The organism is Neobacillus sp. GCM10023253 (assembly GCF_042653105.1).
Classification (GTDB): domain Bacteria; phylum Bacillota; class Bacilli; order Bacillales; family Cytobacillaceae; genus Neobacillus; species Neobacillus citreus.
Genome location: NZ_JBHSHV010000015.1, coordinates 160,675 through 185,362 on the forward strand (window position 1 = coordinate 160,675; position 24,688 = coordinate 185,362).

A 24,688-nucleotide genomic window follows, 5' to 3' on the forward strand; every position below is an offset into this window, starting at 1 on the left:
GAAGTTAAAGGAGCATGAAGGAATTTCCTTTTTCTTCTTTTGGAGAGGATTTTTACGATGAAAATTGGGGTTATTATTTTACAGATATTATTCATACATGTCTTTTTATTTCTCGGAGCCGCACTAAAAGAAATCGTTCCACTGCCGATACCTGCTTCGATGTTTGGCTTGTTCCTTTTGTTTTTGGCACTTTGCCTTCACATCATCAAGCTGGAATGGATTGAAAAAGGAGCAAATTGGCTGCTGGCAGAGCTGCTATTATTCTTCGTACCGTCTGCAGTAGGGATTGTGAATTATGATGAAATTATCAGCTTTCAAGGGGCCGAAATCGTCGTATTGATTGGGGTCAGCACCATCATTGTGATGGGAATGACAGCCTTAATTGCAGAAAAAGTAACAAAAAGGAAAGGAAGTGAGCAGCTATGATGATGGTAATTTGTATTGTAGGAACTTACCTTATTTATCGGTTATCCAAGAAAATCTATGCTAAATGGGCGTTTCCTTTATTCCATCATTTACTGCTTGCACCAATTCTGTTAATCGTGTTAATTTCAATCATGCATGTGTCCGCAAATCAATATTTGGATGCAACGAAGTGGCTGACACATATGCTCGGGCCAGCTACAGTTGCGTTCGCGGTACCGATTTATAAGCATCTTCCGATAGTCAAAAAATATTTGGGAACCATCATTATCAGTACCATTACGGGTTCGCTGGTGGCGATTTTTTCAACATTTGCTTTATCAAAAATCATTCATTTGAAATATGATTTTATGACGTCAATTCTTCCAAGGTCCATTACAACGCCCTTTGCCATTGAAGTTTCCAAAGAGATTGGCGGACTGCCAACGTTAACAACCGTGTTCGTCATCTTGACCGGCGTGATTGGCGGTGTTGTCGGCCCTTCTGTTATCAAATGGTTATCAATTCAGACGCCGATTGCCAAAGGTCTAGCGCTTGGAATGAGTGCACATGGTGCCGGAACGAGTAAGGCGCTGGAATATGGGGAGCAGGAAGCTACCTTTTCATCCCTGGCGATGATTTTCGCCGCCTTTATTACCCTGCTGTTGGGGGCACTGCTGATACCTGCGATGATTTAGTGGAAATCCCCCATAAAGAGAGCATTCCTTACGAATATGTTTATATGTAAAAAAAAAACATGGGGACGGTTCTTCTGCTGCTGAAGCAGAAGAACCGTCCCCATGCATCATCGGAGAGAAGAATTATGACAGAAGAAAACTATCAATCTCGTGAGGAACGAAGGAAAGCGGAGAACACAAGGGAAAGCCGCCAAATAAGCAAAAAATTGCCCGTAAAAGGGTCGTTGTTAAGAAAAGTGCTTATTGTCTGTTTGGTAATAGGGCTTGTTTCAACCGGGGCAGGGGCAATCACGTTCGCATCGATGGTGAAGGGTACACCTGAACTGGATGCCTCCAAATTAATCGACCCTCTATCAACGAAATTTTATGATAAAGATGGAAACTTCATTTATGAATACGGGAAAGAAAAGCGGACAAAAATCTCGTATGAGCAAATTCCGGAGGTGCTGGAAAATGCGTTCATTGCCACGGAGGATTCCCGCTTTTATGACCATCATGGCATTGACATCAAAAGGACGGCCAAAGCCATTTTTGTCAATGTAACCGGTGATTTCGGATCTCAGGGCGGGAGTACGATTACGCAGCAGGTCATTAAAAACTCATTTTTGACACCCGAAAAAACATTGAAACGGAAGGTGCAGGAATGGGATTTGGCGTATCAGCTGGAGAATAAGTATTCCAAGCACGAAATCTTAATGATGTATTTGAACAAAATCTACCTGGGCAACCGCTCATACGGAGTGGCTGCCGCAGCAAAGAACTACTACGGGTTAGAGCCAAACGAATTGAAAAAGTTAACTCTCGCCCAGGCGGCCATGCTAGCCGGACTGCCGCAGAGTCCCAATAATTACGACCCAACCAAGCAGGAAAACAAAGAAGCTGCTACCGACCGCCGAAATCTAGTCTTAAGCTTGATGCTTCGGCATGGCTATATTACGGAAAAACAGATGGATGAAGCTTCAAAAGTTCCAGTTACAGAAGGGCTTATACCAAAAAGTGAGCAGCAAGGAATGCCGTATGAAGCATTTTTGGATGCAGTGGTAAAAGAGATCAAAGGAAAGCTTAAGGATGTAGACGTCAGTGCCGATGGGTTAACGATTTATACGACACTAGACCCGAAAGCACAGGATTATGCCGACAAAATGATGAACACGAATGAAATCATTGCTTACCCGGATGAGAAGTATCAGGGGGCGTTCGTTTTTATGAATACAAAAACGGGGGAAGTCATGGCGATTGGCAGCGGCCGAAACGACTACCAAGCCGACTTTCTTGGCCACAATTTGGCTGTTGACATTAATCGACAGCCGGGTTCCACCTTTAAGCCGATTATGGATTACGGTCCTGCAATTGAAAATTTAAAGTGGTCTACGGCCCATTTAATCAATGACCAGCCGACAACCTATTCAACCGGCCAGCAGATTTCTAACTGGGACCATCAATATCATGGAATGCTGACTATCCGCTCCGCGCTGCAAAACTCTTATAATATCCCAGCCCTTCTCACACTTCGAGAGGTTGGACTTGATAAAGCAAAGAACTTTGCGGAACAACTTGGCATTACATTTAAAAATAATCAAGTCTATGAGTCTTATGCAATCGGAAGCAATACCGTCAGCCCTCTAGCAATGGCAGGTGCCTACAGCGCCTTTGGAAACGGCGGAATCTACAATAAACCGCATTTTGTCCAAAAGGTTGTCTTGGCAGATGGCACAACGGTAAATTTCGCCGAGAAACCAAAGCGAGTGATGCAGGATTACACGGCCTATATGGTGACGGATATGTTACGGACTGTCGTCGATGCCGGAACAGGTACAGCAGCCAATATCTCTGGTTTGGATGTTGCGGGAAAAACAGGAACAACCAATTTTGATGCCCAGACGCGTGCGAAATACGGATATCCAAACAATGCGACAAATGACAGCTGGTTCGCGGGATATACACCACAATACACCATGGCAGTCTGGACCGGATATGCCCAAAACGGTCCTGGCAACTATCAGGCTGGAAATACGACGAAAATTGCCCAATATATGTTTAAAGCGATGATCCAATCATTTGGAACGGATTCATCGAATTTCCAGCAGCCTAACAGCGTATATGAGGTCAATAACGAACTGTATATTAAAGGTATCGCTTCCGCCGAAGTACCTCCGAAACCGATTGAAAAAGAAAAGCCAGAACTCGAAAACGGCTGGAAAAATGGAAAAGAGAAGCATAAAAAGGACGAATGGAAAAAGGAAAAAGGAAATGGGAACGGAAAAGGGCATGGCAAAGGGAAAAATAAAGAAGATTAAGATTGTACTATAAGGATTTTCGGGGCTGTCGACTAAGTCGGCAGTCTTTTTTGTTTAATACGTAAATTCAAAAGCCAATAAAAAAGGACCGTTCCCAATTAACGATCCTTTCATTATTCATGTTCCTCATCAAGAGGCAATTCGATGATAATTTGAATGACTTGATTTTTATATTCAACACGAATGGTTCCTTGATGCAATTCAATGATACTTTTTGTGATCGCTAAGCCTAATCCAGCCCCAGACTTGTTGGAGGAACGTGAGGGATCCACCCGGTAGAAACGATCAAATAATCTAGCAACCTCCTCCTCAGAAAGGGAATCACATGGATTTGAAACAGAAATCTGAACAGAACGTTCATTTTTGACCAAATGAACATGAATTTTTCCAGGAGGGGTGCTATATTTGATGGCATTCGTTAACACATTTTCCAACGCGCGTACCATTTGATTCGGATCGACCTCCATCAGGATCGGTTCTTTTGGGAGAGTGCTGCTAAACATGACATCGTGATCTTTAGTGATCGGGTCAAGTTCATCCATTAGCTGTCTGAGCATCTGGTTTAGGCTAACCTTTTCTCTTTTGAGCTGGATACCTTCATACGTTAGACGGGTAAAATCGAATAAATTCTCGATTAAATTCTTTAATTGCTCTGATTTTCCATATGCGATATCAACGTATTCATCCAATTGTGCCTGGTTTATATAATGATGATCTTTTACTAGTCTCATATAGCCCATGATCGAAGTTAGGGGTGTACGTAAATCATGGGAAACATTGGTGATCAGCTCATCCTTTAATTTTTCAGTATGTCTTTGCCTTTCCATCATTTCGGTTAATTCAAAAGCCATGTAATTAATGTTGGTTGCAAGCGAACCTACTTCATCTTGACTTTTCTCCCGTATCCGATAATGTAAATTTCCCTTGGCGATTTCCGTTAAACCTAGCGCAATCTCCTCTATTTCCCTCATCTTTCGTTTGGTTATGAAATAATAACAGAGAATAAACGCGATAAGTCCAAGCAAATATGGAGTAACTCCCGTTTCTTTTTCATAAACAGATGTGGCTTTAGGGACGCCGCTTACAATTAAATAGCCTTTCCCGCCAGCATTGGTAATTGGATACATTCTTGTAATAATGGGCTGCTCATCATGCATCTTTTCACCAAGAGTCTTTTTGGCACTTTTCATTTCTTCGGACAGATTTACTTGAGTATCATGTGCTCCTGCTGATTTATACACAACCTTACCATCCGAATCCGTAATCAATACTTTGAGATTGTTTTGTTGCTTTAGTGTGTTAATTAAATATTGGATTAATTCATTCTTGGTTATTTGATAGAAAGCTTTCCCATTGTAAGGGACGATTAACCAGTCGTTTTCTTCTTTCACAGAAGGCGGTGCAGGCTGAAGAAATTGACTTTTAAAATCAGGATCTTGATCCCCTAATTCCCTTACGAGTTCGTTGATATCCTGGTTCATTTGGTTGAATTGTTTCACCAAATCACGTGCACTTTCCTCAATAGTGACAACCCCTTCGGTAAAATCGAGCCTGCGGTCCTCGCTAACAAAGAAGGGGCTTGTGGCAAAACCGACAAATAAGGAAACAAGCGAACAAAAGGCAAATGCCATGATCAACTGAATGCGAATGCTTGTCTTTACTAAATGGACAAGTTTTCCAGAATGACTGCCTTTTCGATACGAGGAAGGGGACTGGTTCTTATTGTTCAATTTTATAGCCCACCCCCCAAACCGTTTTAATATACCGTGGTTTCCGCGGGTTATTTTCCAGTTTCTCGCGCAAATTTCGAATATGAACCATGACGGTGTTTTCCGATTCATAAAACGGCTCATTCCATACCTGTTCATAGATTTTTTCGGTACTAAACACGACTCCAGGATTGCGGGCCAACAGCTCTAGAATGGCAAATTCCCTTGGTGTTAGCTTTATGTCTTTCCCATCCACTTTAACCTCGTGTGTTGGAATATTAATGACTAGCTCATCAATCGAAATGACATCCTGCTGTTGGACTGTAGTTGCTTGTGGGCTTCCGTCCGTTTGATTTAACCGAAGATAACGACGAAGCTGCGACTTGATTCTTGCGACTAATTCCAAAGGCTGAAACGGTTTTGTGACATAGTCATCCGCTCCGGTAGTTAACCCCATGATCTTATCCATATCCTGCGATTTCGCAGATAACATTATGATCGGAACATTTCTGCTTTCTCTTATTTTCATGCAGGCATGAATTCCATCCAGCCGCGGCATCATGATATCCAATACAACCAAATGAACATTGTTCTCCTCGAGGTACTGTAATCCCTCGATCCCATCCGCTGCTTTTAAAACGGTATAACCTTCATTCGTAAGATAAATCCCGATTAAATCACGAATTTCCTTTTCATCATCAATAACGAGAATGGTTTCTTGGGCCATGTAAACCTCTCCTTTCTAACTTCCTAAAGTTTACTCCATTCCCCTTAAGAAAAAACAATGGAAATTCTGAAGAATTTCTGAAGTTGTACTTTATATCTTAAGAAAATCTTCAGAAGGAATCGCATTTTTCCTTAAGAAGTTTTTTGTAACATTATTGGTGTGATGGCCAGCTGATTTATTTGGGCACCTGGACCTATAGAACAAAAACACTTCAACAATATAAAGGAGTGGAGATGAATGAAAGATAAAATTTTAATATTAACTGGTAATTATGGTGATGGACATATTAAAGTAGCTCAAGCGCTTCATGAAGCGATAGCGATTCGATATCCGGATTTAGAACCGGTGATTGTTGACTTTATGGAATGGGTTCATCCTTATTCTAATCAAGTGAGCAGGTTTCTCTACCTCCAAGGTGTGAAAAAATTCCCGCAGCTGTATGGTTTTATTTATCAAAAAACACGCAAGGCAAACACTTTTTCTAAAATGATGAAGTCGATTTTCTCTACCGGACTTGGGCGGATGTTAGCATTGATGGAGGAAGTGAAACCGACTGTTGTAGTCAGTACGTTTCCTTTGGCAGCGGCAGTGATGTCCAAGTTGAAATCCTTCGGTTTAATTGATATTCCAAACGTCACAGCTATTACAGACCATACCAATCATAGCTGCTGGATTTATCCTTATACGGATCAATATATTGTTGGCTCTAAGCTGGTCCGTGATTCTCTGGTTGGTTTAGGAGTTGAAGAAAATCGCATCGCCGATACGGGAATTCCGATTCGGCAGCAATTTTCTCAGTTCATCGAACAGGAGGGAATTTTTCGAAAATATGATTTAGATCAGCACCTTCCTACAGTATTAGTCATGGGCGGCGGCTGCGGGATGATTGGTGATGGAAATTCCACCATACAGGAGATTGATGCATTACCGAATCCGGTACAATTAATCATTGTTTGTGGGCATAACGACAAGCTTCGTTTGCAATTAAAGGAAAAACTGAAGAATTCCAAGCATCGTATCCATCTCACTGGTTATATTAACTACGTTCATGAGTTAATGGCTATTTCCGATTTAATGATTACAAAGCCGGGTGGAGTCACAACGTTTGAAGCCATTGCAATGGAATTACCGATGCTTCTGTATAAACCAATCCCCGGTCAAGAACAGGATAACGCCAGATTTTTAGTTCAAGCAGGGGTGGCAGTTCAAGCTAAAACGGACCGTGATTTAAGCAAGCATTTGTCAAAATTACTAAGCAATCACGACCTGCTTCAACAGATGAGCGAGAATTCAAAACGATTTCATCCGAAAGAATCTGCGTTTGCATCAGCCGAAGTGATTAAGAAAACAAAAGAAAACAATAGCAGCCTGCAGAATCTAATCTATCTATTGGGTTGATTAGCTGCTAAGAAGGTGAAACATGGAGAATGTAATGAAAGAATCATCCAACATAAAAAATCCAATGGCTCGTTTACTATCATTTGGAAGCTTGTTGATCTTTTTACTACTAACCGGACTTTATTTATATTTCCTTCATACAGGAACGGCAAAAGAATGGCTGGAATCTATCCGCCATCTAGGGTTTTTCGGAATCATCCTGGGGATTATGATTCAAACAGTTGTCAATGTCATACCGGCACCCGGTGAATTCGTTTCGCTTTTTCTGATTGAAATATACGGACCCGTTGCGGGAGGTTTGTATTCCTGGATTGGCGGAATCGCTGGGGCAGTCCTTGCCTATTATTTATCTAATTGGATTGCCCGGCCAATCATTGAACCTTTGGCCAAGCCTTACCTGGAGAAAATAGATCACTGGCTGCAAAGACGAGGGGATGCTGGACTTTTGTTCATCCGTTTTGTCCCATTGGTGCCGTATCATTTTATTAACTATGCGGCAGGTATATTAGGAGTAGACAAACGGGCTTTTATCTGGACAACAGCCTTGGGGATATTGCCCTATACCATTTCGGTAAGCAGCCTATTTGCAGGGCTGCGATTTGGAAAATTGATGCCGTTTATCCTTGGTGGCACACTGTTTATTTTATCATCTGTGTTAAGTTTGGTTTTTAAAAGAAAGTTGGATTAGAAGGGGCGATTGAAGGATGTTTAACATCGTTCTTCTCATTTGTAGTTTTCTTTTTATATATTGGTTAATTCCTTATGTTCTAACGGCGGGATTTGGGATTGGTGTGTTAAAACGGAAATATGCCTCAGAAAAAATTGCCTTTACCTTTGACGACGGTCCGAATCCGATTTATACCCCACAGCTCTTGGACTTGTTAAAAATAAATAATATAAAAGCAACTTTTTTTGTCGTGGCATCGAAAGCGGAACAATACCCGGAGTTAATCGAAAGAATGCAAGCAGAGGGACATTTAATTGGCATTCATAATTACGTTCATAAGTCTAACTGGATCATGGATCCATGGATGGTTCGGCGTCAGTTAAACAAGAGTGCTTCCGTCATTGAAAGAATTACGGGAGAACGGCCGATCTATTATCGTCCGCCGTGGGGATTGTTAAATGTATTTGATTTTTTTCTTTTGAAACGATATAAAATCATTCTATGGTCGTTGATGGCAGAGGATTGGCGCAGTAAGGGCGGCAGTGAGAAAGTGGAAAAAAGGCTTTTACATGGAATGAAAAATGGTGACGTCATCCTTTTGCATGATTGTGGAAAAACCATTGGTGCGGATGAAGAGGCTCCCGTGAATACCATTCATGCATTAAAAGCTGTTTTTAAAGAGGTCTCAAGCCGAGGTATTTCTTGTGTAAGAATTGATCAAATATAGCCGGAAATATCGACCAACTCCATCGGTAAGGGTTGGTTTTTTCGTTACCCAAATCATTTGCATACAAATCACTTGTATACAAATGAATTTGGATATGTTATATTCTTACTAATCAGAAAATTTGAATAATAGTGGTGGTGAATTATGGAAAAAGCTGATATCTGTGTTCATTTTCTACTTGGAAAAGCATTGCAAAAGGTGAATCAAGTAAGTAAATCCAAATTATCCCCGTACGGTGTGACACCAGTTCAATATGCACTGCTTCGTCAGCTGTGGAGAAAGGATGGACAATTTAGTTTTGAATTAGCTGAACGACTTCTGCTAGACAGTGCGACCATAACAGGGATTATCGACCGCTTGGAACAAAACGGGTTTATTGACCGACGTGTTGATCCGAATGATCGGCGAAACAAGCTAGTTTTTCTGACAGAGAAAGGGAGGTCGATGGAGGTTCCATTATGTCAGAAGATGGAAGAGATGAATGAGGAAGTGATGTCTGATCTAAATGATATGGAGATTCAACAATTTAAAAAAATACTTTATGACATAGGCATCAAGAATAAGTAATGTAGAAAAAAGACTATGAGCAAAGGATGGTGACAACTTGAACGATAGAATTATTATACCAATATGGGCAATTGGCTCGTTTTTGGTGCTTATGAACACAACCATGTTTAACGTTGCCCTCCCAACCATCATACACCAGCTACACATAACAGCTGGTGAGGGTTCCTGGATTGTTTCGGGGTATTCCATTGTGTTTGCGTTGTCAACTGTCATCTTCAGTCGATTATCCGATTATGTGTCTATCCGGAAGCTGTTGTTTGTTGGTTTGACCCTGCTTGGGGCAGCATCCCTAATGGGGTTTTTCACACATAGCTTCGCGATTCTATTGGCTGCCCGGTTGGTTCAGGCAAGTGGTGCCGGTGCCGTGCCGGGATTAGGTATTGTTCTTGCAAGCCGTTACGTGCCATTCGAGCGCCGTGGACGGGCCATTACCATTATCGCCTCAGGGTCGTCCTTGGCGTTTGCGTTAGGACCCGTAATTGGTGGCGTGATTACACAGTTTATGGGCTGGAATGGACTGTTTCTAATCACCAGTCTGGTCATACCATTGGTTCCGGTCCTGTGGAGGCTGCTGCCACAAGAAATCCATACAGAATTCAGCTTTGATATCCCTGGTGCCGCCCTTACCGCCATTGCCGTGGTATCAATATTGATAAGCGTCATGCAATTATCCATATGGTTCCTGCTCCTTAGCTTCGGTGCACTTGTAGCGAACATTTGGCACTTACGCAAAGCAAAAAATCCATTTGTACTCCCCAACTTGTTTCATCATCATGGTTACCGCAAACTTTTGGTTGTTAGTTTTTGTGCTTTTATTCTGAATATGTCGATGCTCTTTATGCTGCCTTTATTGTTAGCGGATGGGTTTCATATGCCTGCAGGAGCTGTAGGGTTGATGATGTGTCCAGGATCGTTATTATCCGCCCTTATGATAAGGCGGGTCGGAAGATGGATTGACCAGTATGGTAACTACCGCTTCCTCATAATCGGGCATTTTCTTATGGCTGCAAGTATCATTATGATGACATTGCTGGTACAAGTATCGCCATACATCATAATGTTTGGTTATATCATATTCGCTCCGGCTCTTTCGACGATAATATCTGCTTTATCCAATGAGGTATCTCGCATTTTAGCCAAGGATCAGATTGGTTCTGGTATGGGGTTAAGTCAACTCAGCCAATTCTTTGGAGGGTCATTAGCAGTCGCAATTTGTGGCGTATTAATCAGCTGGCAAGCGAAAATACCTTTCATTTCCTCATTTCAGCACATTTATTTGCTGTTAATAGTCGTTCTTCTGGGATCGATCTCAATCCTATTTTGGTATGGAAAGCGAGCCCATAAAGGAGAAATCAATATTCAAGTTTAATAGAATTAAATTTTTAAAATTATATTTGGAAGGTGAATAGTATGAGTCGCTTAGAAGGTATGAAGAAAATGATGACAGGTGAAGTACCTATTGCACCAGTAGCGGAAGTACTTGGGTTTCAAGTGGTAGAGGTGGAGGAAGGCAGAGTTGTGATTGAAATGGAAGTTTCTGATCGGTTACATAACCCAATGGGGACGCTGCACGGCGGGATTCTGTGTGACATTGCGGATGCTGCGATGGGATATGCTTTTGTCACAACGCTCTCAGACGACGAACTGTTTACGACAGTTGAAATTAAATTTAATTTCCTTAAACCGATTTTTAAAGCGAAGCTTAGAGCAGAGGGGAAACTCATTAAGAAAGGCTCTACAGTGGGATTGCTGGAATGTCATGTATATGACGAAAAAGGAAGTCTAGTAGGGCATTCTACTAGTACATGTATGATATTAAAAGGAAATCCGGAACGAAAGCGAGTTCAGCTAAAATAAACCATGGGGACGGTTCTCATGCTTCCAAACCATGAGAACCGTCCCCGTGCGTCACCACTTGTGAATTTTGGTGGGGATTAATCGTAGCGGACTTGGTCTTCTCCTTCCACAATTAACTCCAATTCTGTTAAAAAGTTGAGTTGAAGCGGTGCCGGTAAACGCTCGATTATATCACTGATTTCAGGAAGATTTTCTGCATCATTGATAGTGGCTGGCGGTTGGTCCAATTGCTGAAACCAAATCTTTAATTCGTCAATAAACTCATAAAAATGCCTTTCAAACCGTTCGGCACATTCTTCACTTTCATCCTCTAGAGCGTTCTTCATCATTTCCCAATCCAGAAGGGTGGCTTCCAATTTCTCGTAAACAAGATTTATCACATTATCACTCCTTGGCTCTTAGTATCTAAGCGAAAGCTTAACAACAAGGCGTTCCTTGAACAAATACTGCTATGGTTTTGAGTATACAGAAGCAAACCTTTTAAGACAAAGGATTCGTCACTTGTTATGACTTTTGGTCTAATCTAAACTGCACAAGTCATATGCATGAATATAACGGAATTGAGGTGTGGGAATGAAAGCAGTTGTGTCCACAAAGTACGGTACTCCCGATGTTCTTATTTTAGGAGAGGTAGAAAAACCTATGCCTAAAGATGATCAGGTACTAGTAAAGGTCCACGCAGCATCTTTGAATTTTGGCAATCTAGTTCTTTTAAAAGGTGAACCGTTCTTAGCACGCTTTGCTTTTGGTCTGCTAAAACCAAAATACTCCATACCCGGAGGCGACATAGCAGGCCAGGTTGAGGCAGTAGGCAAAGATGTTACCCAGTTTCAACCAGGACAAGAGGTGTTTGGAGACCTATCCGCCTGTGGTTGGGGCGGTTTTGCTGAATATGTATCTGTTCCAGAAAAAGCATTAGCGTTAAAGCCGGAAAAACTGTCATTTGAGGAAGCCGCGGCGGTACCAATGGCAGCGGTCACAGCCTTACAAAGCATGCGCGATAAGGGTAAGATTCAAGCAGGACAAAAGGTTTTAGTCAATGGGGCGTCTGGCGGTGTAGGGACTTTCGCCGTTCAGATTGCCAAGTCCTTTGGTGCAGAGGTAACGGGGGTTTGCAGCACAAGAAATATAGATATTTTGCAGTCACTCGGTGCTGATCATGTGATTGATTATACAAAAGAGGATTTTACTAAAAAAATGACAAAATATGATCTGATTCTTGGGGTGAACGGACATCATCCGATTACTGATTATAAACAGGCCTTAACGAATAATGGAATTTTCGTTCATGTAGGAGGTTCAGGGGCTCAAATGTTTCAAGCAATGACGCTGGGGCCTTGGTTCTCCCTCTTTGGAAATAAAAAAATGGGCAGCTTTTTACAGAGGCAGAACCAAAGTGATTTAAATTTCATAAAAGAGCTTATCGAAGCTGGAAAAATTACACCAGTCATTGATAAAAGGTTTAAATTAAGTGAAATTCAGGAAGCATTCAAGTATTTTGAACAAGGGCATGCTCAAGGTAAGGTAGTTATTACAATTTGAAAACTATTAATTAAAAAATGCACCGTTTTTGCGGTACTTTTTAATTCTAATTCTGTTTAATAGGAAATGTAAGTTGAAAGGTAGTTAAGTGATTATCTGATATACATTCTATTTCACCGTGATGTTTCTCAACAATATTCTTACAAACGAATAAGCCGATACCTGTGCCTAGTTTCTTAGTAGTGAAGAAGGGTTCGAAAATTAATTGTACTGCTTCAAGATCGATAGTGGGGCCATTATTAGAAATACGAATTTTGATTTGGTGATCTTCTATATTTGTTTGAATATCAATTTTTCGCAGATTTTCTTCTTCACACACAGCGTCAACTGCATTTATTAATAGGTTTAGAAAAACTTGTTTTAACTCATTCCGATCGCCAGTAATACAAATATCAGCATCGATATTTGTATGAATTTGGACATTGCCATCGACGATGCTTGGATATAGGAAATCAAGCACTTCTTCTATTAATAAATGGATGGTAATGTCTTCATTCTGGCTTTCTGCCAGCGTGTTCAGTTTTGATGTATGAAGGAACTGAGTAATTCTGAACTTAAGTTGATCTAATTCTTGGCTGACGACATCTAAATATGGTAGATTAGGATGCTCGTGCTTTAATAGTTTTATAAAGCCCATAACGGAAGTGAGCGGGTTGCGAAATTCATGAACAAAGCTAGAAGACATTTGTCCAAGAATCGCCAACCGGTCCTTATGTGTTTGGGAAATAAATAAATTTTGTTCTTGTAGTTTCTTATCTTTGATTTCGGTGTACTTAGAAACAGCATAGAAACAGAATAAATCGAACTGTTTATTGACCAAGTCAATAATTGTCTGGAAATCTTCAGGCATGAGTCCGGAAAGGTTTAGGTATTTAATAATAATACTCCTACCCAGATTAACATTATAAACAAACTCCCCAATATTGATATTGGCCTCGACCCGTTCCAGGGCTACTTTGTGCGCCAATAATTTAACATCTTCTTCCGAGAATCCATTTAACATAGAATTTGTTATGAGATGGTACATTAAATGACCGTTCTTTAATATTAGCTCTGGTTTATCCCGGTAATGATGGATAATAATTTGCTCTTCCCAAAAATGTATAAACTTTTGTTCATTCTCAATTAGAAATTGGCCAACTTTTTTATCCATACACAGCCTGCTTTCCACTATTATAATGAGATTATAGCATAAAGTTTGAGGCATAGGGACGGTTCTCGTGCCTCAAAATAGGTGTAAATAAGAAATATTTCAAAGCAATTTGATGAAATGTACGAGCAAATATTAAGTTTGAAATGTTTGACTTTTTAGAATAAAATGTTACCATATATCCATATAAGGTAATCTTTTTAAATGAATATGAATCAAATCCGCTAGAGGTGCCTTTTTGAAAAGGCTGAGATTGAAGTGTGACTTCGGGACTCTATGAACCTGATCTGGTTAATGCCAGCGTAGGGAAGTGGACAACGGGATTTTTGGAGAGCAAAATTTTTATTTCTAAATTTCGGCCACTTTCTTACAAAAGGAAGTGGCTTTTTGTATTGCTTGTTTTGCGCTTCCTTAGACCAGCGAAATCCATTCAAAGGGGGGGAGTTGTATTTTTACTAGTCTAAAAGAAAAAGAGTTGCATCTTATATCCAATGGTAAAATGTCGATCCACCGATTGGCTGAAATAGCGAAGGATATTCATCCATTTGTAACTGCGCTACACTTGCGGGAAAAACAAAAATCAGCAAAGGAACTTTTTCAAGCAGTCGAACTTTTAACAAATGAAAACGTCCCTCCATCAAAAATCGTGATTAACGATCGGGTAGATGTTGCAATCGCGGCAAAGGCCCTTGGTGTTCAATTAGCCTATCATAGTTTAGATACAGCCTGTGTAAAGGAGCATTTTCCTCAACTTAGGGTCGGGACTTCCATTCACTCCTATGAAGAAGGACAAAATGCAAAAGAGAATGGAGCTGATTTCGTTCTATACGGTCATGTCTTCCCTTCGCAATCAAAACCAGGAAAGACCCCAAAAGGGCTAGAGGAATTAACACGGCTGTCACAGCTGAACATTCCGGTGATTGCCATTGGCGGGATAACGCAGGAGAATACGGAAGAGGTCCTACAGGCAGGGGCAACGGGTATCGCTGTCATGTCAGGTGTTTTAGATGCCCGGGACCCCTTATTAGCCGTAAAGTCTTACATACATGCATTTAGAGATGGAGGTGGGAAATATGGATCATACATTTGATGTTGCCATAATTGGAGGTGGTGTTAATGGAGCCTCGATTGCCAATCAGTTATCAAAGCTAGGAAGAAAAGTCATCATTATTGAGAAAGAACAAATCGGCTGCCAAGCATCAAGTGCTGCCGCCGGAATGCTGGCTGCGCAAGCTGAACTTGAATATGACGGTCCATTATTTCAGTTGGCGATAAAAAGTCAAGCAATGTTTTCGGCTCTCGCTAATGAATTATTGGAAACTACTGGTGTGGACATCGAGTTTGTCAATAAAGGGATGTTAAAAATTGCAGAAACCGAAGACATAGCAGAAGAAGTAAAAAAACAGGTCACCTTTCAAAAGAAATGGGATCCAACCATAAAATGGCTGGATGCGAAGGAATTACGAGAAATGGAACCGTCACTTTCACCAAGCGTACCTGGAGCGATGTATCTCCCGAACGATGGGCATGTACAGCCTGCAAAGTTAACGCAGGCGTTCGCAAAAGCGGCGGTCCATTTTGGTGCTAAAATACTTGAAAACACCGAAGTGCTATCTTTTCTTTATCAAAACGGTCAGGTGATAGGGGTGCAAACCACGAACGGAACCATCCTTAGTGATAACTTTGTTGTTGCGGCCGGTGCTTGGGCGGCCCAATTAATGCGTGAATCTGGTTTAGAGATGAACCTGTATCCTGTTAAAGGTGAGTGCTTTTCCGTTAAAACAGAAAGGCCAATTATCAATAGAACCATTTTTTCAGATAAACGCTGCTATCTTGTACCAAAAAAGAATGGAGAAATTTATATTGGTGCGACGATGATTGAACATACATTCGATAAAAAGGTAACAGCAAAAGGGATTGCCACTTTACTGGAAAGAGCAACCCAAATCATACCGCAAATTAAAGAGGCAGCGTGGGAGCGGGTGTGGGCTGGAATTCGGCCACAGACAGGTGATGGACTGCCTTACATTGGCGCGCATCCGAGGTGGAAGAATTTGTTTGTGGCAGCAGGGCATTTCCGCAATGGGATTCTACTTAGCCCGATTACAGGGAAACTAGTGGCTGAATTAATCGAAGGCAGACTGAAAGATGAGAATCTGCTATCAGCTTTCCGGCTCGACAGAAATATGTTGGTAGGAGGTAAACCATGAAGGTATTCTTAAATGGCGAATGGACCCAATTATCAGACAGTATGGTATTTGTTTCAGATGTTCTTCAGCATTTTGAAATCCATGATAAAGTCGTTGTGGTCGAAGTAAACGGTGAAATTTTAACCAAGCTGGAACACCAAAGTACTAGACTAGCAGATAAAGACCGAATTGAAATAGTCCATTTTGTAGGAGGCGGTTGATATGTTAAAAATTGGTCCATTATCCTTCCAATCTCGTTTATTGCTTGGGACAGGGAAGTATCCAAGCTTTGACATCCAAAAGCAGGCGGTCGAAGTGTCCGAAGCAGAAATCCTTACATTTGCAGTAAGACGGATGAATATTTTTGAAGCTAGCCAGCCGAATTTTTTAGAGCAGCTAGATACCAATAAATATAAGCTGTTGCCAAACACTGCAGGAGCGAAAACAGCTGCAGAGGCTGTCCGAATCGCTAAGTTAGCGAAAGCATCAGGCTTATGCGACATGATTAAAGTGGAAGTGATCGGCTGTGATAAAACGTTACTTCCTGACCCGATTGAAACGCTAAAGGCCACCGAAGAATTGGTGAAGGAGGGCTTTATTGTACTCCCTTATACCTCTGACGATGTGGTGCTAGCCCGGAAACTTCAAGAAGCAGGCTGCCATGCTGTCATGCCAGGGGCGTCCCCAATAGGATCTGGGCAGGGTATTATCAATCCGGTAAACCTCCAGTTTATTATCGAACAAGCCGTTGTACCAGTGATTGTCGATGCGGGAATCGGCTCACCAGGCGATGCCGCTTATGCGATGGAGCTAGGAGCAGACGGTGTGTTATTAAATACCGCAGTTTCAGCAGCAAAGGATCCGGTTAAAATGGCAAAAGCGATGAAATTGGTGATTGAAGCGGGAAGGCTTGGTTATGAAGCGGGCAGAATCGAGAAAAAGCGATATGCGACAGCCAGCAGCCCTAAGGAAGGAATGAGTATCGGGTGAATAATCGATACTCTAGGCAAGAGTTGTTTCCGCCGATAGGAAAAGACGGCCAGCAGCAAATTTCCAATAAACACGTACTCATCATTGGAGTTGGAGCACTTGGATCTGCAAGTGCCGAAGCACTCGTCCGGGCTGGCATCGGCAAAATCACCATCGTGGATCGTGATTATGTCGAGTGGTCCAATTTACAGCGGCAGCAGTTATTTACAGAGGAAGATGCGAAAAATCGAATTCCAAAAGTGATCGCGGCCAAAAATCGGTTAACAGCGATAAACTCATCTGTGAACATTGTGGCCATCATTGCAGATGCTTCAGCCCTAGAGCTTGAAGACTGGGCAAAAGAAGCAGATCTGATGATGGATGCAACGGATAATTTTGAAACAAGAATGATGATAAATGATGTCTCGCAAAAAGCCGGAGTTCCCTGGATTTACGGTGCTTGTGTGGGCAGCTACGGCATTTCCTACACGATCATTCCTGGAAAAACGCCTTGCCTTTCTTGTTTGCTTGAAACAGTTCCTTTGGGAGGGTTAACCTGTGACACGGCCGGAATAATTAGTCCAGCCGTAAACATGGTTGTCTCGTTCCAAATAAGTGAAGCATTGAAAATCTTGGTCGGAGATGTGGACTCATTAAGAAACAAGCTCGTTTCCTTTGATTTATGGAAAAATCAATATAGCGCCATTCAAGTAGACAAGTTGAAAAAGATGGATTGTCCTTCTTGCGGGCCGCAGCGCTCGTACCCTTATTTATCCTTTGAAAATCAAACAAAAACGGCGGTCCTTTGTGGAAGGGATTCGGTTCAAATACGTCCCTCCGTTCCAATGGTGCGCGACCTTGAAACGTTAGAAAAAATATTGGAGAAACAAACTGGAGCTGTACAGAGAAACCCGTACCTTCTCTCCTATACCGTGAATGCTAACCGCTTAGTCATTTTTAAAGACGGAAGAGTTTTGGTACACGGCACGAAGGATGTTTCGGAAGCGAGAGCGATGTACCATAAATATTTGGGGTAAAGGGTAGTGAAACGATCGGGAAATTAATTGTCACTAAGTGAACCTATTTAAAGAAAAACTTTATCAAGAAGGCGATGTTCACAAGGAGCATCGCCCTTTCCCTATTTTATAACTCACTGCTTTTCAGTTCTTCCTTAACCATTTCGTCTAACCGCTCTATCATTTTTATGGCTCTATCTCGATCCATTTTTCGATAGTGGTGCATTCCGCCTTGCTCCTCGTCCATCTCATCGGCTAATTTGACGATTTCTTGCAACGGGGTCCGGTTGATAAAACCTTCCGGCATGTAAGAATCCGTATGGAATAAGACGGCCAGTGCGATTTCTTTGGCTATAATCGGATTTTCTCCCAACCGGATCAATAATTTATGGGCCCTTTCCGCACCCTTAATTGCATGTATATCATTTTGTTTATATAAATCATAATCCCATTTGCCGTTGCGATACCAAGTGTAATGACCCATATCGTGCAGCAATGCTGCTTTTGTTGCCAGATCAACGGAAACGCCGCGTTCTTTTGCCAACTTAAAGGCATGGTAGGCACAAGCAATAGCATGTACAATTCCAGACCGGCTCAAATATTTTTTTGCAATATGATGATTGAAAATTTGAATTAATGTTACCTCTCTCATTTTAATCACCTTCTTAAAAATTGTTATTTTGTATTATAAAACAATTAATGTTGTTTTGTTAGAAAAAGTTTGTGATTATAAGGAAAAATGTTTTGGTAGCTGATATATTTGAGACAGCGGGGAAACCAAGAGGGGATTTAACCTATTTTCTCTTTTACTTTTCATAAAATTCTGTTAGAATCACTCAGATAGGAGGTGTCTTACATGAGTAACAACTTAACCGAACTACTAGGTCCTCCATACGATCAACTTATGGATGCCAAGGTAGATAAAAGTCCTAGTGAAGTCGTGATTACGAATAACGATGGCGAAACTTATTACATAATTTCGGCTGAAGAATACGAAAATGGTCCGAAACAACAAGGGTATAAAATCGTTGTGGCAGATGGGGAGTAATTTTTTACTCCTCTTTTTTATTTTTTGATTTCAATTTCAAAAATATCCTTCAATCAAATTTCTTCCATGTTCATTTTTTGGACGAATAAACGGAATAATAAGTGTGGAGGTGATTGTATTGGAAAAAGAAAACAAATTTCCTGAAGTGATGAATGATATGGGGACACCCGCTGAAATGAGCCCTGTCAAAGACATAACGGATGCAGATTCAAAGGCACCAATGGTCGAAGTTAATCAACCGATTGATGCACAAGATCCACTTGAAATAAGAAGCCGCGGGTCAGTGACTGTTTTATAAACCAAAAATAAAAACAGGTAAAACAAAAAGTTTTACCTGTTAAGAGAACTTTTATTAAAATTTGCACATGAAATGGCTGTAAGCCAGGTTTTGTTCTTCCGTACTGCAAACAGCGTCAAGCCTCGTACAGGAAGCAGTAGTCATCTATCTATCAACCATTGGTTGATCCATCCGTTAGGTTCATTTCCCGCAGGATGATGCCCCGACCAAAATTTGGGTTGCTCGCTCGTGGGGTTTACCCGTTCCACCTTTTCCGTTTCCAGAAAAGCATCGTCACTGTGGCACTTTCAGGTTATTCTCAGCATATCTCTAGAGACTTAGCATGATTTCACCGCCGTCAGCCAATATCAAGATTGACTGCCCACCTTTGCAGATGGCACGAACACTACAGGCATCTCAGCACTGTGCGAGCCTGGACTTTCCTCAGCTCCTATAAAGGAACCGCGACTACTCACCATTCCATGTGTCCTTCGCTTAGAAGCGACAATAATTAATATAACAGGAATACTAATTAAAATCCATGGTAGTTTAATTCCATTATTACCAATTTCAGATTCGATTAAAAGTGAATCATTGAAACAATTGTGGACCAATGTCGGTTCCATCGTATTAGCGCCATTACTTACACAGTATTATTCTTTGATGGACTAAAAGCATAAAATCCGCAAATTGAAAATATTTATGTAAGAGGTACAAGCAATGTCTCCGTCAAAAGCTTCTGAAAAGGGCTGATATCTTGAACAAAAATAATAATGTGCTGATTGTCATGTTTTTATTATTAATCTTATTGATTGTTCTTATAATCAATGTGATACTTCACGTTAAAATTTATGTCGTATACAGTTCCGGTGTTGGACCCATTTTCTTAATAGGCTTAATCATTTTTTTAATTGCTTTATTTTATTTCAAAGGTTAAAACCTTACAAAGCCAGGCTTCTGTGTATGCCTGGCTTTGTATTTTTTATAAAAAAATCCACTGGAAGGTTAGAAAAATCTAGAAATTATAGTAAGATGGTATATATCATCTTAAATATGGTAATAGAGAGTTTTGATTTTTAAAAATGAATAAATAGAGGTTATGTAGCATGTGCAACGATTTGCTTGCTAGACTCGAGGAAGAGAAGGGTCAATGGTTACATAAAGCGATGGATCGCTTTAAGGAAGAGTTTACGAGCTTTGATGAACAGACAGTACTCACACCGGAAAATCAAATAATGCAGATGAAAAGCATTCATAGACAGAACAATCTTGATCTGGACCGGATGGAAAAGGAAATAAAGCTGACAAAGGATAGCATCAAAGAAGAAGAGCAGGTTTATCAGCATTTGACCAAAGCCGTCCAGTATTTACAAGAGGATATAATCCATTATGAAGGGCTTCTATCGGAGTTGGTTACTATTCAATTGGAAAAATTCAACTGCCTCTTACATACGAAATTTGAATTTGATTCGAAAAAAGATCAAGTCGTGTTCAAGGATAGGAAAACGACCAGACTGATAGAGGGCTTTAATGAGGTAGAATCGGAGATGGCGGAGTTCTATCGAAAGCAGCTGGATGATAATGAAAGAAAATTAGCGCGAATTTTTCGCGATGCCGCTCCTGAAACAAGCTATGTATTCCAATCCAATCCGCAGGCGTCCAGCCTTTCCTTGAAGCATGGCCGGGGACTTGACCAGTATATAGTCCTGAAAAACTTTGAAGAGGATTATCGGATTGTTGCAGATACATTAGATGAAAACAACATGTTAGTTTACGAGTATTATATAAACCAATTGAATCATGTTAAGCAAATTGGAAAAAGAGATCTTTTGCAGCAGTCTGCGGCCAAAAAGGAGCAGCATCAAATGGCCTCAGAAAAAGCAGCCGAACTACAAGAGCAAAAACGGCAAAAGGAATTGAGCTTGGCAGCGTTAGAAGAACAACTTACGAGGGCAATCTGGGAACAAAACCAAGAATTAGAACGGTTGCAAAACCTGGATGAATTTTTAAAAGAAGAATTTGTAGAAGCCGTTTCTAAATGGCAGGTTAAATTGTTTGGGGAGCAGACGCCGGAGGTGGAACGCTGGTTGTACCATCAATACAGCCAGTTGATTTTAAAGCAAGCGGAAAGGATTATTGGAAATGAGCACTTCTAACAGAACCGTGGATGAAAAATATAATGAAGCGATTCAATCGTTAAAAAAAATCAATAACCTTCTTTTTTATGATGAATTAAAGACACTATTAAAAGACCGGGAACAAACAATTGCCGAATTGAATGGGGAAGTATTTGAGTCTGTTGAAAATATGCGACAGTCACTGAGTCAGTTCCCTCTGAATATCAGTGAGCAGCTTAAGGAAGACATCATTGCACCCCAGTCGGAATTGTTTGACAGCAAGATTCACCATTTTAATGAAACGTTAACCCTATTGGAAAAAAAGATTGCCATGTGGCATCAGCAATATCAAGAATATTTATCGAAGACGGAACAGCTGCTAGAGGATTTAAAAGAACGGCAGCGCAATGATTATAAGTTCATGGAGATGCAAACCGAAAAGGTCCTAGAGGCCATTCGGTCATCTGAGGAGCAAATTGGTGTTCTATTCACCCAGGGAATTACTGACCAGGCCTCCATCACGAATATAAAATATGAAGCAATGAGTGAAAGATTATCGGATCTTTCTAAGAATCTTCACCATGTTGAGGCCAGCCTGATGGCTGAGGTGGAGCAATTGAACCTAAAGCAGCTACAGGACCAAAGGGATTTCCAGGAGCAATGGGAAGAAAAATGGAAACTGAATGCAGATGCCACTGCGAAGAAGGAACAGCTATTTAAAAAATGGCTGATTGGGCTGGCTGTAGGGCAGGGAGTTTCGATTCTATTAGTGTTGGTGGTACTGTTTTTTAAGTAATAGACCGGTTTGGCCTGTTGTTGGAAGGTTGGGTTCGCTGCTATGCAATGCAAGGTCATAACGCCCGGGCGAGTGGGATAAACGATATTCCGGTCGTTATAAAGGGTCTATAACGCCCGAGGGAGCGGAGGAAATCGAGACTCGGTCGTTATGAAAAGGTCATAACGCCCGGGTGATCGGAATAAACAGTGTCCTGGTCGTTATAAAGGGTTTATAACGACCGGGTAATCGGAAGAAACGGTGTCCCGGTCGTTATGAAAGTTTTATAACGCCCAGGTGATTGGAAGAAACGGTGTCTCGGTCGTTATGAAAAGGATCATAACTCCCGAACAAGAGGAAGAAACCGTGTATCGGTTGTTATAAAGGGCTCATAACGCCCAAGCGAGAAGAAAAGTCCGAGTCCCGGTCATTATGAAAACCCAATCTGCTTAACGTTGTCGTGCAATTATATATCCGTTATTTATTTTTTTAAACCCAATATGCGGATAATATTCCATCGCAATCGGAGAGGCGAGCAATATAAGCGTCACTTGATCTCCAATTTGCTCTTGCAGCAATCTCACCAGCTCCTTGCCGATCCCCATTTTTTGATAGGTCTTGTCTACAGCTAAATCCGATAAATAGCAGCAATAGCTATAATCAGTAATAGCTCTGGCTACTCCAGCAAGTTTTTCACCAACCCAAGCCGTAATTGTAATATCAGCATGATCAAGCATCCGCTGCAGCCGAGGTAAATCGTCAACAGGCCGCTTAATGCCGGATGCTTTAAAAACTGTAGAAAGCTCTTCTGCACTGATTGAAACATTGATTTTGTACGTTAATTGTAAAGAATCATTCATTTTTCCATCCTCCAATTTGTTAAGATGAACTAATTGTAATGGATGGATGGCTCCCCAAAAAGTACCAGAACGCAAGGTTTTAATGGTGCCAGTTATCGAAATTATGAAACATCTTCATACTGCCAACCCAAATCATACACCCTAAAGTTTGACCCATAATAATTATTTCCGTCAAATAGTCTAATCTCGTCAATCATAGGGTTGTTAAACTTAATAACCAATCTATGTGTGCTCTCAAAAACAATATGATTTAATTGTTCTTCTAGCAATCTATCTAAATAAGCCTTCTCGTCCCAATACAATCTCATTCCAATCACGGATTTTAGCCAGTTCTCTTCCACGATATTTGGATTACACGTATGATGATGCGTATTTCCCTGACATACCCACTTCCCTGGATTTCCGGGCTTTCTTCTAAATGGTTTCATACAAAAATTACAGTAGATTTTTCCTGCAAAAAATGACATAAGAACCACTTCTTTCCCTTTTTTAAACTATTATATGAACAAGATTCTAGCGATATTCATTTAATAGTAGAGTTATTTAGTAGTTAAAGTAGTTTTTAGATAAAAAAGGTATTTAGCTTGATCCGCGCAAAGCCAGGTGATGCATGGGGACGGTTCTCTTGCCTCACTTTTTATGTTAGAACGTGAACCAGTTGATTAATAAGAATCGAAAAAAGGTTATTGACAAAAAGAAATTTAGGATTTATTATTATCTCATATTCAAGGTAATTTAATTCAAGATTTCAAAAGGAGGTGAAGGAAATGAACAGGAAATGCTCGAATTTGCCCTTTCTAATATTGATGCAAACATCGAAAGCTATTCATGATCGCATTAAAGATGAAATCGCAAAAAACAATCTTGGTATTACGGAGTTTTCTGTTCTGGAGGTACTTTATCAAAAAGGGAAACAAACCATTCAACAAATTGGCAATTGCATATTAATCTCGAGTGGTTCGATGACCTATGTAATAGATAAGCTTGAAAAAAGAGGTCTGTTATGCAGAAATGCCTGTCCGGATGACCGTCGGGTGATTCATGTGACCCTAACGGATGCTGGAAATGGCTTGATGGACGAAATCATGCCAAAATATCATGAGTTCGTGAATTCCATGTTTGATTCGTTAAGTTCGGATGAGGAAGAGACATTGGTCCGGCTTTTAAAAAAAGTAAGAGATAAAGTGTAGATTTTTAAAATTTTTTATAAAATATCTCGAATCCGAGATAAAAAACAATTAGGAGGCTTTTGAAATGTTAAATATTGGTTTATTAATTATTCGTTTGGTAATTGGTTTATTATTTGTAGGGCATGGTGCGCAAAAATTGTTTGGTTGGTTCGGCGGTTACGGCCCGAAAGGCACAGGTGGATGGTTTGAATCTATTGGCATTAAGCCTGGCGTAACCATGGCAATACTTGCAGGCTTGGCAGAGCTTATTGGTGGATTATTGTTTGCTTCAGGATTTTTAACCCCGCTTGCAGGAATTTTGATTGCAGGAACAATGGCAATGGCGATTATCAAGGTTCATGCGCCGAATGGATTATGGGCAACAGCAAATGGATATGAATTTAACCTGACTTTGCTGGCTGTTGCAATTGGTGTAGCTTTAATCGGTCCTGGTCAATATGCATTAGATGCATTTTTGTTCTAAAATATCTTGAATTAAAGAATCTTGATTTATAATTAAAGTGATA

At 40.8% G+C, this 24,688-nt stretch carries 28 protein-coding genes, 1 other RNA gene and 1 riboswitch; of the genes, 21 read left to right on the plus strand and 8 right to left on the minus strand.

Annotated elements, in window-relative coordinates:
* Positions 1-57 precede the first annotated feature (57 nt).
* From ACFPA1_RS19395 to ACFPA1_RS19405, 3 genes are all read left to right on the plus strand, one after another.
* Complete coding sequence (locus ACFPA1_RS19395) at positions 58-426, plus strand: CidA/LrgA family protein (RefSeq protein ID WP_213145481.1); 369 nt, start codon at positions 58-60, stop codon at positions 424-426.
* Positions 423-1,100: an LrgB family protein gene (locus ACFPA1_RS19400; protein ID WP_378584845.1), complete on the plus strand. Its 678-nt coding sequence runs from the start codon at positions 423-425 to the stop codon at positions 1,098-1,100. Before ACFPA1_RS19395 ends, ACFPA1_RS19400 begins: the two co-directional genes overlap by 4 nt.
* A 125-nt stretch (positions 1,101-1,225) precedes the next feature.
* Entirely contained in the window at positions 1,226-3,397 is a 2,172-nt protein-coding gene (locus tag ACFPA1_RS19405) for a transglycosylase domain-containing protein (protein ID WP_213145483.1), read from the plus strand.
* 113 nt (positions 3,398-3,510) lie between these two features.
* Here ACFPA1_RS19405 and ACFPA1_RS19410 read toward each other — a convergent pair whose 3' ends face one another.
* Positions 3,511-5,127, minus strand: a complete 1,617-nt coding sequence (locus ACFPA1_RS19410) for a HAMP domain-containing sensor histidine kinase (protein WP_213145484.1) — start codon at positions 5,125-5,127, stop codon at positions 3,511-3,513.
* Complete coding sequence (locus ACFPA1_RS19415; RefSeq protein ID WP_213145485.1) at positions 5,117-5,833, minus strand: response regulator transcription factor; 717 nt, start codon at positions 5,831-5,833, stop codon at positions 5,117-5,119. Before ACFPA1_RS19415 ends, ACFPA1_RS19410 begins: the two co-directional genes overlap by 11 nt.
* A gap of 237 nt (positions 5,834-6,070) precedes the next feature.
* Between ACFPA1_RS19415 and ACFPA1_RS19420 the strand changes: the two genes are divergently transcribed.
* The 6 genes from ACFPA1_RS19420 (at position 6,071) to ACFPA1_RS19445 (ending at position 11,049) form a co-directional block, all read left to right on the plus strand.
* Entirely contained in the window at positions 6,071-7,231 is a 1,161-nt protein-coding gene (locus ACFPA1_RS19420; RefSeq protein WP_241113676.1) for an MGDG synthase family glycosyltransferase, read from the plus strand.
* A gap of 22 nt (positions 7,232-7,253) precedes the next feature.
* Positions 7,254-7,919, plus strand: a complete 666-nt coding sequence (locus ACFPA1_RS19425; protein WP_213145486.1) for a TVP38/TMEM64 family protein — start codon at positions 7,254-7,256, stop codon at positions 7,917-7,919.
* A gap of 16 nt (positions 7,920-7,935) precedes the next feature.
* Positions 7,936-8,625 (plus strand): polysaccharide deacetylase family protein, encoded by a 690-nt coding sequence (locus ACFPA1_RS19430; RefSeq protein ID WP_378584847.1) that lies wholly within the window; start codon positions 7,936-7,938, stop codon positions 8,623-8,625.
* Between the two features lie 144 nt (positions 8,626-8,769).
* Complete coding sequence (locus ACFPA1_RS19435; protein ID WP_213145488.1) at positions 8,770-9,192, plus strand: MarR family winged helix-turn-helix transcriptional regulator; 423 nt, start codon at positions 8,770-8,772, stop codon at positions 9,190-9,192.
* A gap of 37 nt (positions 9,193-9,229) precedes the next feature.
* Entirely contained in the window at positions 9,230-10,561 is a 1,332-nt protein-coding gene (locus ACFPA1_RS19440; protein ID WP_241113677.1) for an MFS transporter, read from the plus strand.
* Positions 10,562-10,602: 41 nt separating this feature from the next.
* Entirely contained in the window at positions 10,603-11,049 is a 447-nt protein-coding gene (locus tag ACFPA1_RS19445) for a PaaI family thioesterase (protein ID WP_213145489.1), read from the plus strand.
* A gap of 77 nt (positions 11,050-11,126) precedes the next feature.
* Here ACFPA1_RS19445 and ACFPA1_RS19450 read toward each other — a convergent pair whose 3' ends face one another.
* A complete protein-coding gene (locus ACFPA1_RS19450; protein WP_378584850.1) occupies positions 11,127-11,429 on the minus strand; it encodes a hypothetical protein in 303 nt (100 codons plus the stop codon).
* Between the two features lie 193 nt (positions 11,430-11,622).
* On the opposite strand from ACFPA1_RS19450, the gene ACFPA1_RS19455 reads away from it, so the two are divergent.
* Positions 11,623-12,591, plus strand: coding sequence for an NAD(P)-dependent alcohol dehydrogenase (locus ACFPA1_RS19455; RefSeq protein ID WP_213145491.1), 969 nt, complete (start codon positions 11,623-11,625; stop codon positions 12,589-12,591).
* Positions 12,592-12,637: 46 nt separating this feature from the next.
* Here the strand turns inward: ACFPA1_RS19455 and ACFPA1_RS19460 are convergent, their stop codons facing one another.
* Complete coding sequence (locus ACFPA1_RS19460; RefSeq protein ID WP_378584852.1) at positions 12,638-13,744, minus strand: histidine kinase N-terminal domain-containing protein; 1,107 nt, start codon at positions 13,742-13,744, stop codon at positions 12,638-12,640.
* Between the two features lie 213 nt (positions 13,745-13,957).
* Positions 13,958-14,067: riboswitch (TPP riboswitch) on the plus strand.
* Positions 14,068-14,216: 149 nt separating this feature from the next.
* Between ACFPA1_RS19460 and ACFPA1_RS19465 the strand changes: the two genes are divergently transcribed.
* From ACFPA1_RS19465 to ACFPA1_RS19485, 5 genes are read left to right on the plus strand one after another with little or no spacing between them, the layout of a single operon-like run.
* On the plus strand, positions 14,217-14,831 hold the full coding sequence (locus ACFPA1_RS19465) for a thiamine phosphate synthase (protein ID WP_378584853.1): 615 nt from the start codon (positions 14,217-14,219) through the stop codon (positions 14,829-14,831).
* On the plus strand, positions 14,815-15,951 hold the full coding sequence (thiO, locus tag ACFPA1_RS19470; RefSeq protein ID WP_378584855.1) for a glycine oxidase ThiO: 1,137 nt from the start codon (positions 14,815-14,817) through the stop codon (positions 15,949-15,951). Before ACFPA1_RS19465 ends, thiO begins: the two co-directional genes overlap by 17 nt.
* Positions 15,948-16,151, plus strand: coding sequence for a sulfur carrier protein ThiS (gene thiS / locus ACFPA1_RS19475; RefSeq protein WP_213145495.1), 204 nt, complete (start codon positions 15,948-15,950; stop codon positions 16,149-16,151). The genes thiO and thiS overlap by 4 nt, the downstream gene beginning before the upstream one ends.
* A gap of 1 nt (position 16,152) precedes the next feature.
* Positions 16,153-16,920, plus strand: a complete 768-nt coding sequence (locus tag ACFPA1_RS19480; protein ID WP_378584857.1) for a thiazole synthase — start codon at positions 16,153-16,155, stop codon at positions 16,918-16,920.
* Entirely contained in the window at positions 16,917-17,936 is a 1,020-nt protein-coding gene (locus tag ACFPA1_RS19485) for a thiazole biosynthesis adenylyltransferase ThiF (RefSeq protein WP_378584859.1), read from the plus strand. The genes ACFPA1_RS19480 and ACFPA1_RS19485 overlap by 4 nt, the downstream gene beginning before the upstream one ends.
* 106 nt (positions 17,937-18,042) lie before the next feature.
* Here ACFPA1_RS19485 and ACFPA1_RS19490 read toward each other — a convergent pair whose 3' ends face one another.
* Complete coding sequence (locus ACFPA1_RS19490) at positions 18,043-18,567, minus strand: HD domain-containing protein (RefSeq protein WP_378584861.1); 525 nt, start codon at positions 18,565-18,567, stop codon at positions 18,043-18,045.
* Positions 18,568-18,771: 204 nt separating this feature from the next.
* On the opposite strand from ACFPA1_RS19490, the gene ACFPA1_RS19495 reads away from it, so the two are divergent.
* Positions 18,772-18,963, plus strand: coding sequence for a hypothetical protein (locus ACFPA1_RS19495; protein WP_378584863.1), 192 nt, complete (start codon positions 18,772-18,774; stop codon positions 18,961-18,963).
* A gap of 118 nt (positions 18,964-19,081) precedes the next feature.
* Positions 19,082-19,261: a hypothetical protein gene (locus tag ACFPA1_RS19500; protein ID WP_213145500.1), complete on the plus strand. Its 180-nt coding sequence runs from the start codon at positions 19,082-19,084 to the stop codon at positions 19,259-19,261.
* Between the two features lie 74 nt (positions 19,262-19,335).
* Here the strand turns inward: ACFPA1_RS19500 and rnpB are convergent.
* Positions 19,336-19,720, minus strand: an RNA gene (rnpB, locus tag ACFPA1_RS19505) — RNase P RNA component class B.
* A 626-nt stretch (positions 19,721-20,346) separates the two neighbouring features.
* Here rnpB and ACFPA1_RS19510 point away from each other — a divergent pair.
* Together ACFPA1_RS19510 and ACFPA1_RS19515 are read left to right on the plus strand one after the other, a co-directional pair.
* On the plus strand, positions 20,347-21,396 hold the full coding sequence (locus tag ACFPA1_RS19510; protein ID WP_378584864.1) for a hypothetical protein: 1,050 nt from the start codon (positions 20,347-20,349) through the stop codon (positions 21,394-21,396).
* A complete protein-coding gene (locus ACFPA1_RS19515; RefSeq protein WP_378584866.1) occupies positions 21,383-22,153 on the plus strand; it encodes a hypothetical protein in 771 nt (256 codons plus the stop codon). Before ACFPA1_RS19510 ends, ACFPA1_RS19515 begins: the two co-directional genes overlap by 14 nt.
* Positions 22,154-22,581: 428 nt before the next feature.
* On the opposite strand, the gene ACFPA1_RS19520 is transcribed toward ACFPA1_RS19515, so the two are convergent.
* On the minus strand, positions 22,582-22,992 hold the full coding sequence (locus ACFPA1_RS19520) for a GNAT family N-acetyltransferase (RefSeq protein ID WP_378584868.1): 411 nt from the start codon (positions 22,990-22,992) through the stop codon (positions 22,582-22,584).
* A 101-nt stretch (positions 22,993-23,093) separates the two neighbouring features.
* Positions 23,094-23,459, minus strand: coding sequence for a zinc ribbon domain-containing protein (locus ACFPA1_RS19525; protein ID WP_213145504.1), 366 nt, complete (start codon positions 23,457-23,459; stop codon positions 23,094-23,096).
* Between the two features lie 300 nt (positions 23,460-23,759).
* On the opposite strand from ACFPA1_RS19525, the gene ACFPA1_RS19530 reads away from it, so the two are divergent.
* Entirely contained in the window at positions 23,760-24,182 is a 423-nt protein-coding gene (locus ACFPA1_RS19530; RefSeq protein ID WP_378584869.1) for a MarR family winged helix-turn-helix transcriptional regulator, read from the plus strand.
* A gap of 64 nt (positions 24,183-24,246) precedes the next feature.
* The gene (locus tag ACFPA1_RS19535) at positions 24,247-24,645 is read left to right on the plus strand and encodes a DoxX family protein (protein ID WP_378584870.1); all 399 of its coding nucleotides are present in this window, start codon (positions 24,247-24,249) and stop codon (positions 24,643-24,645) included.
* The last annotated feature ends 43 nt before the right edge of the window (positions 24,646-24,688 follow it).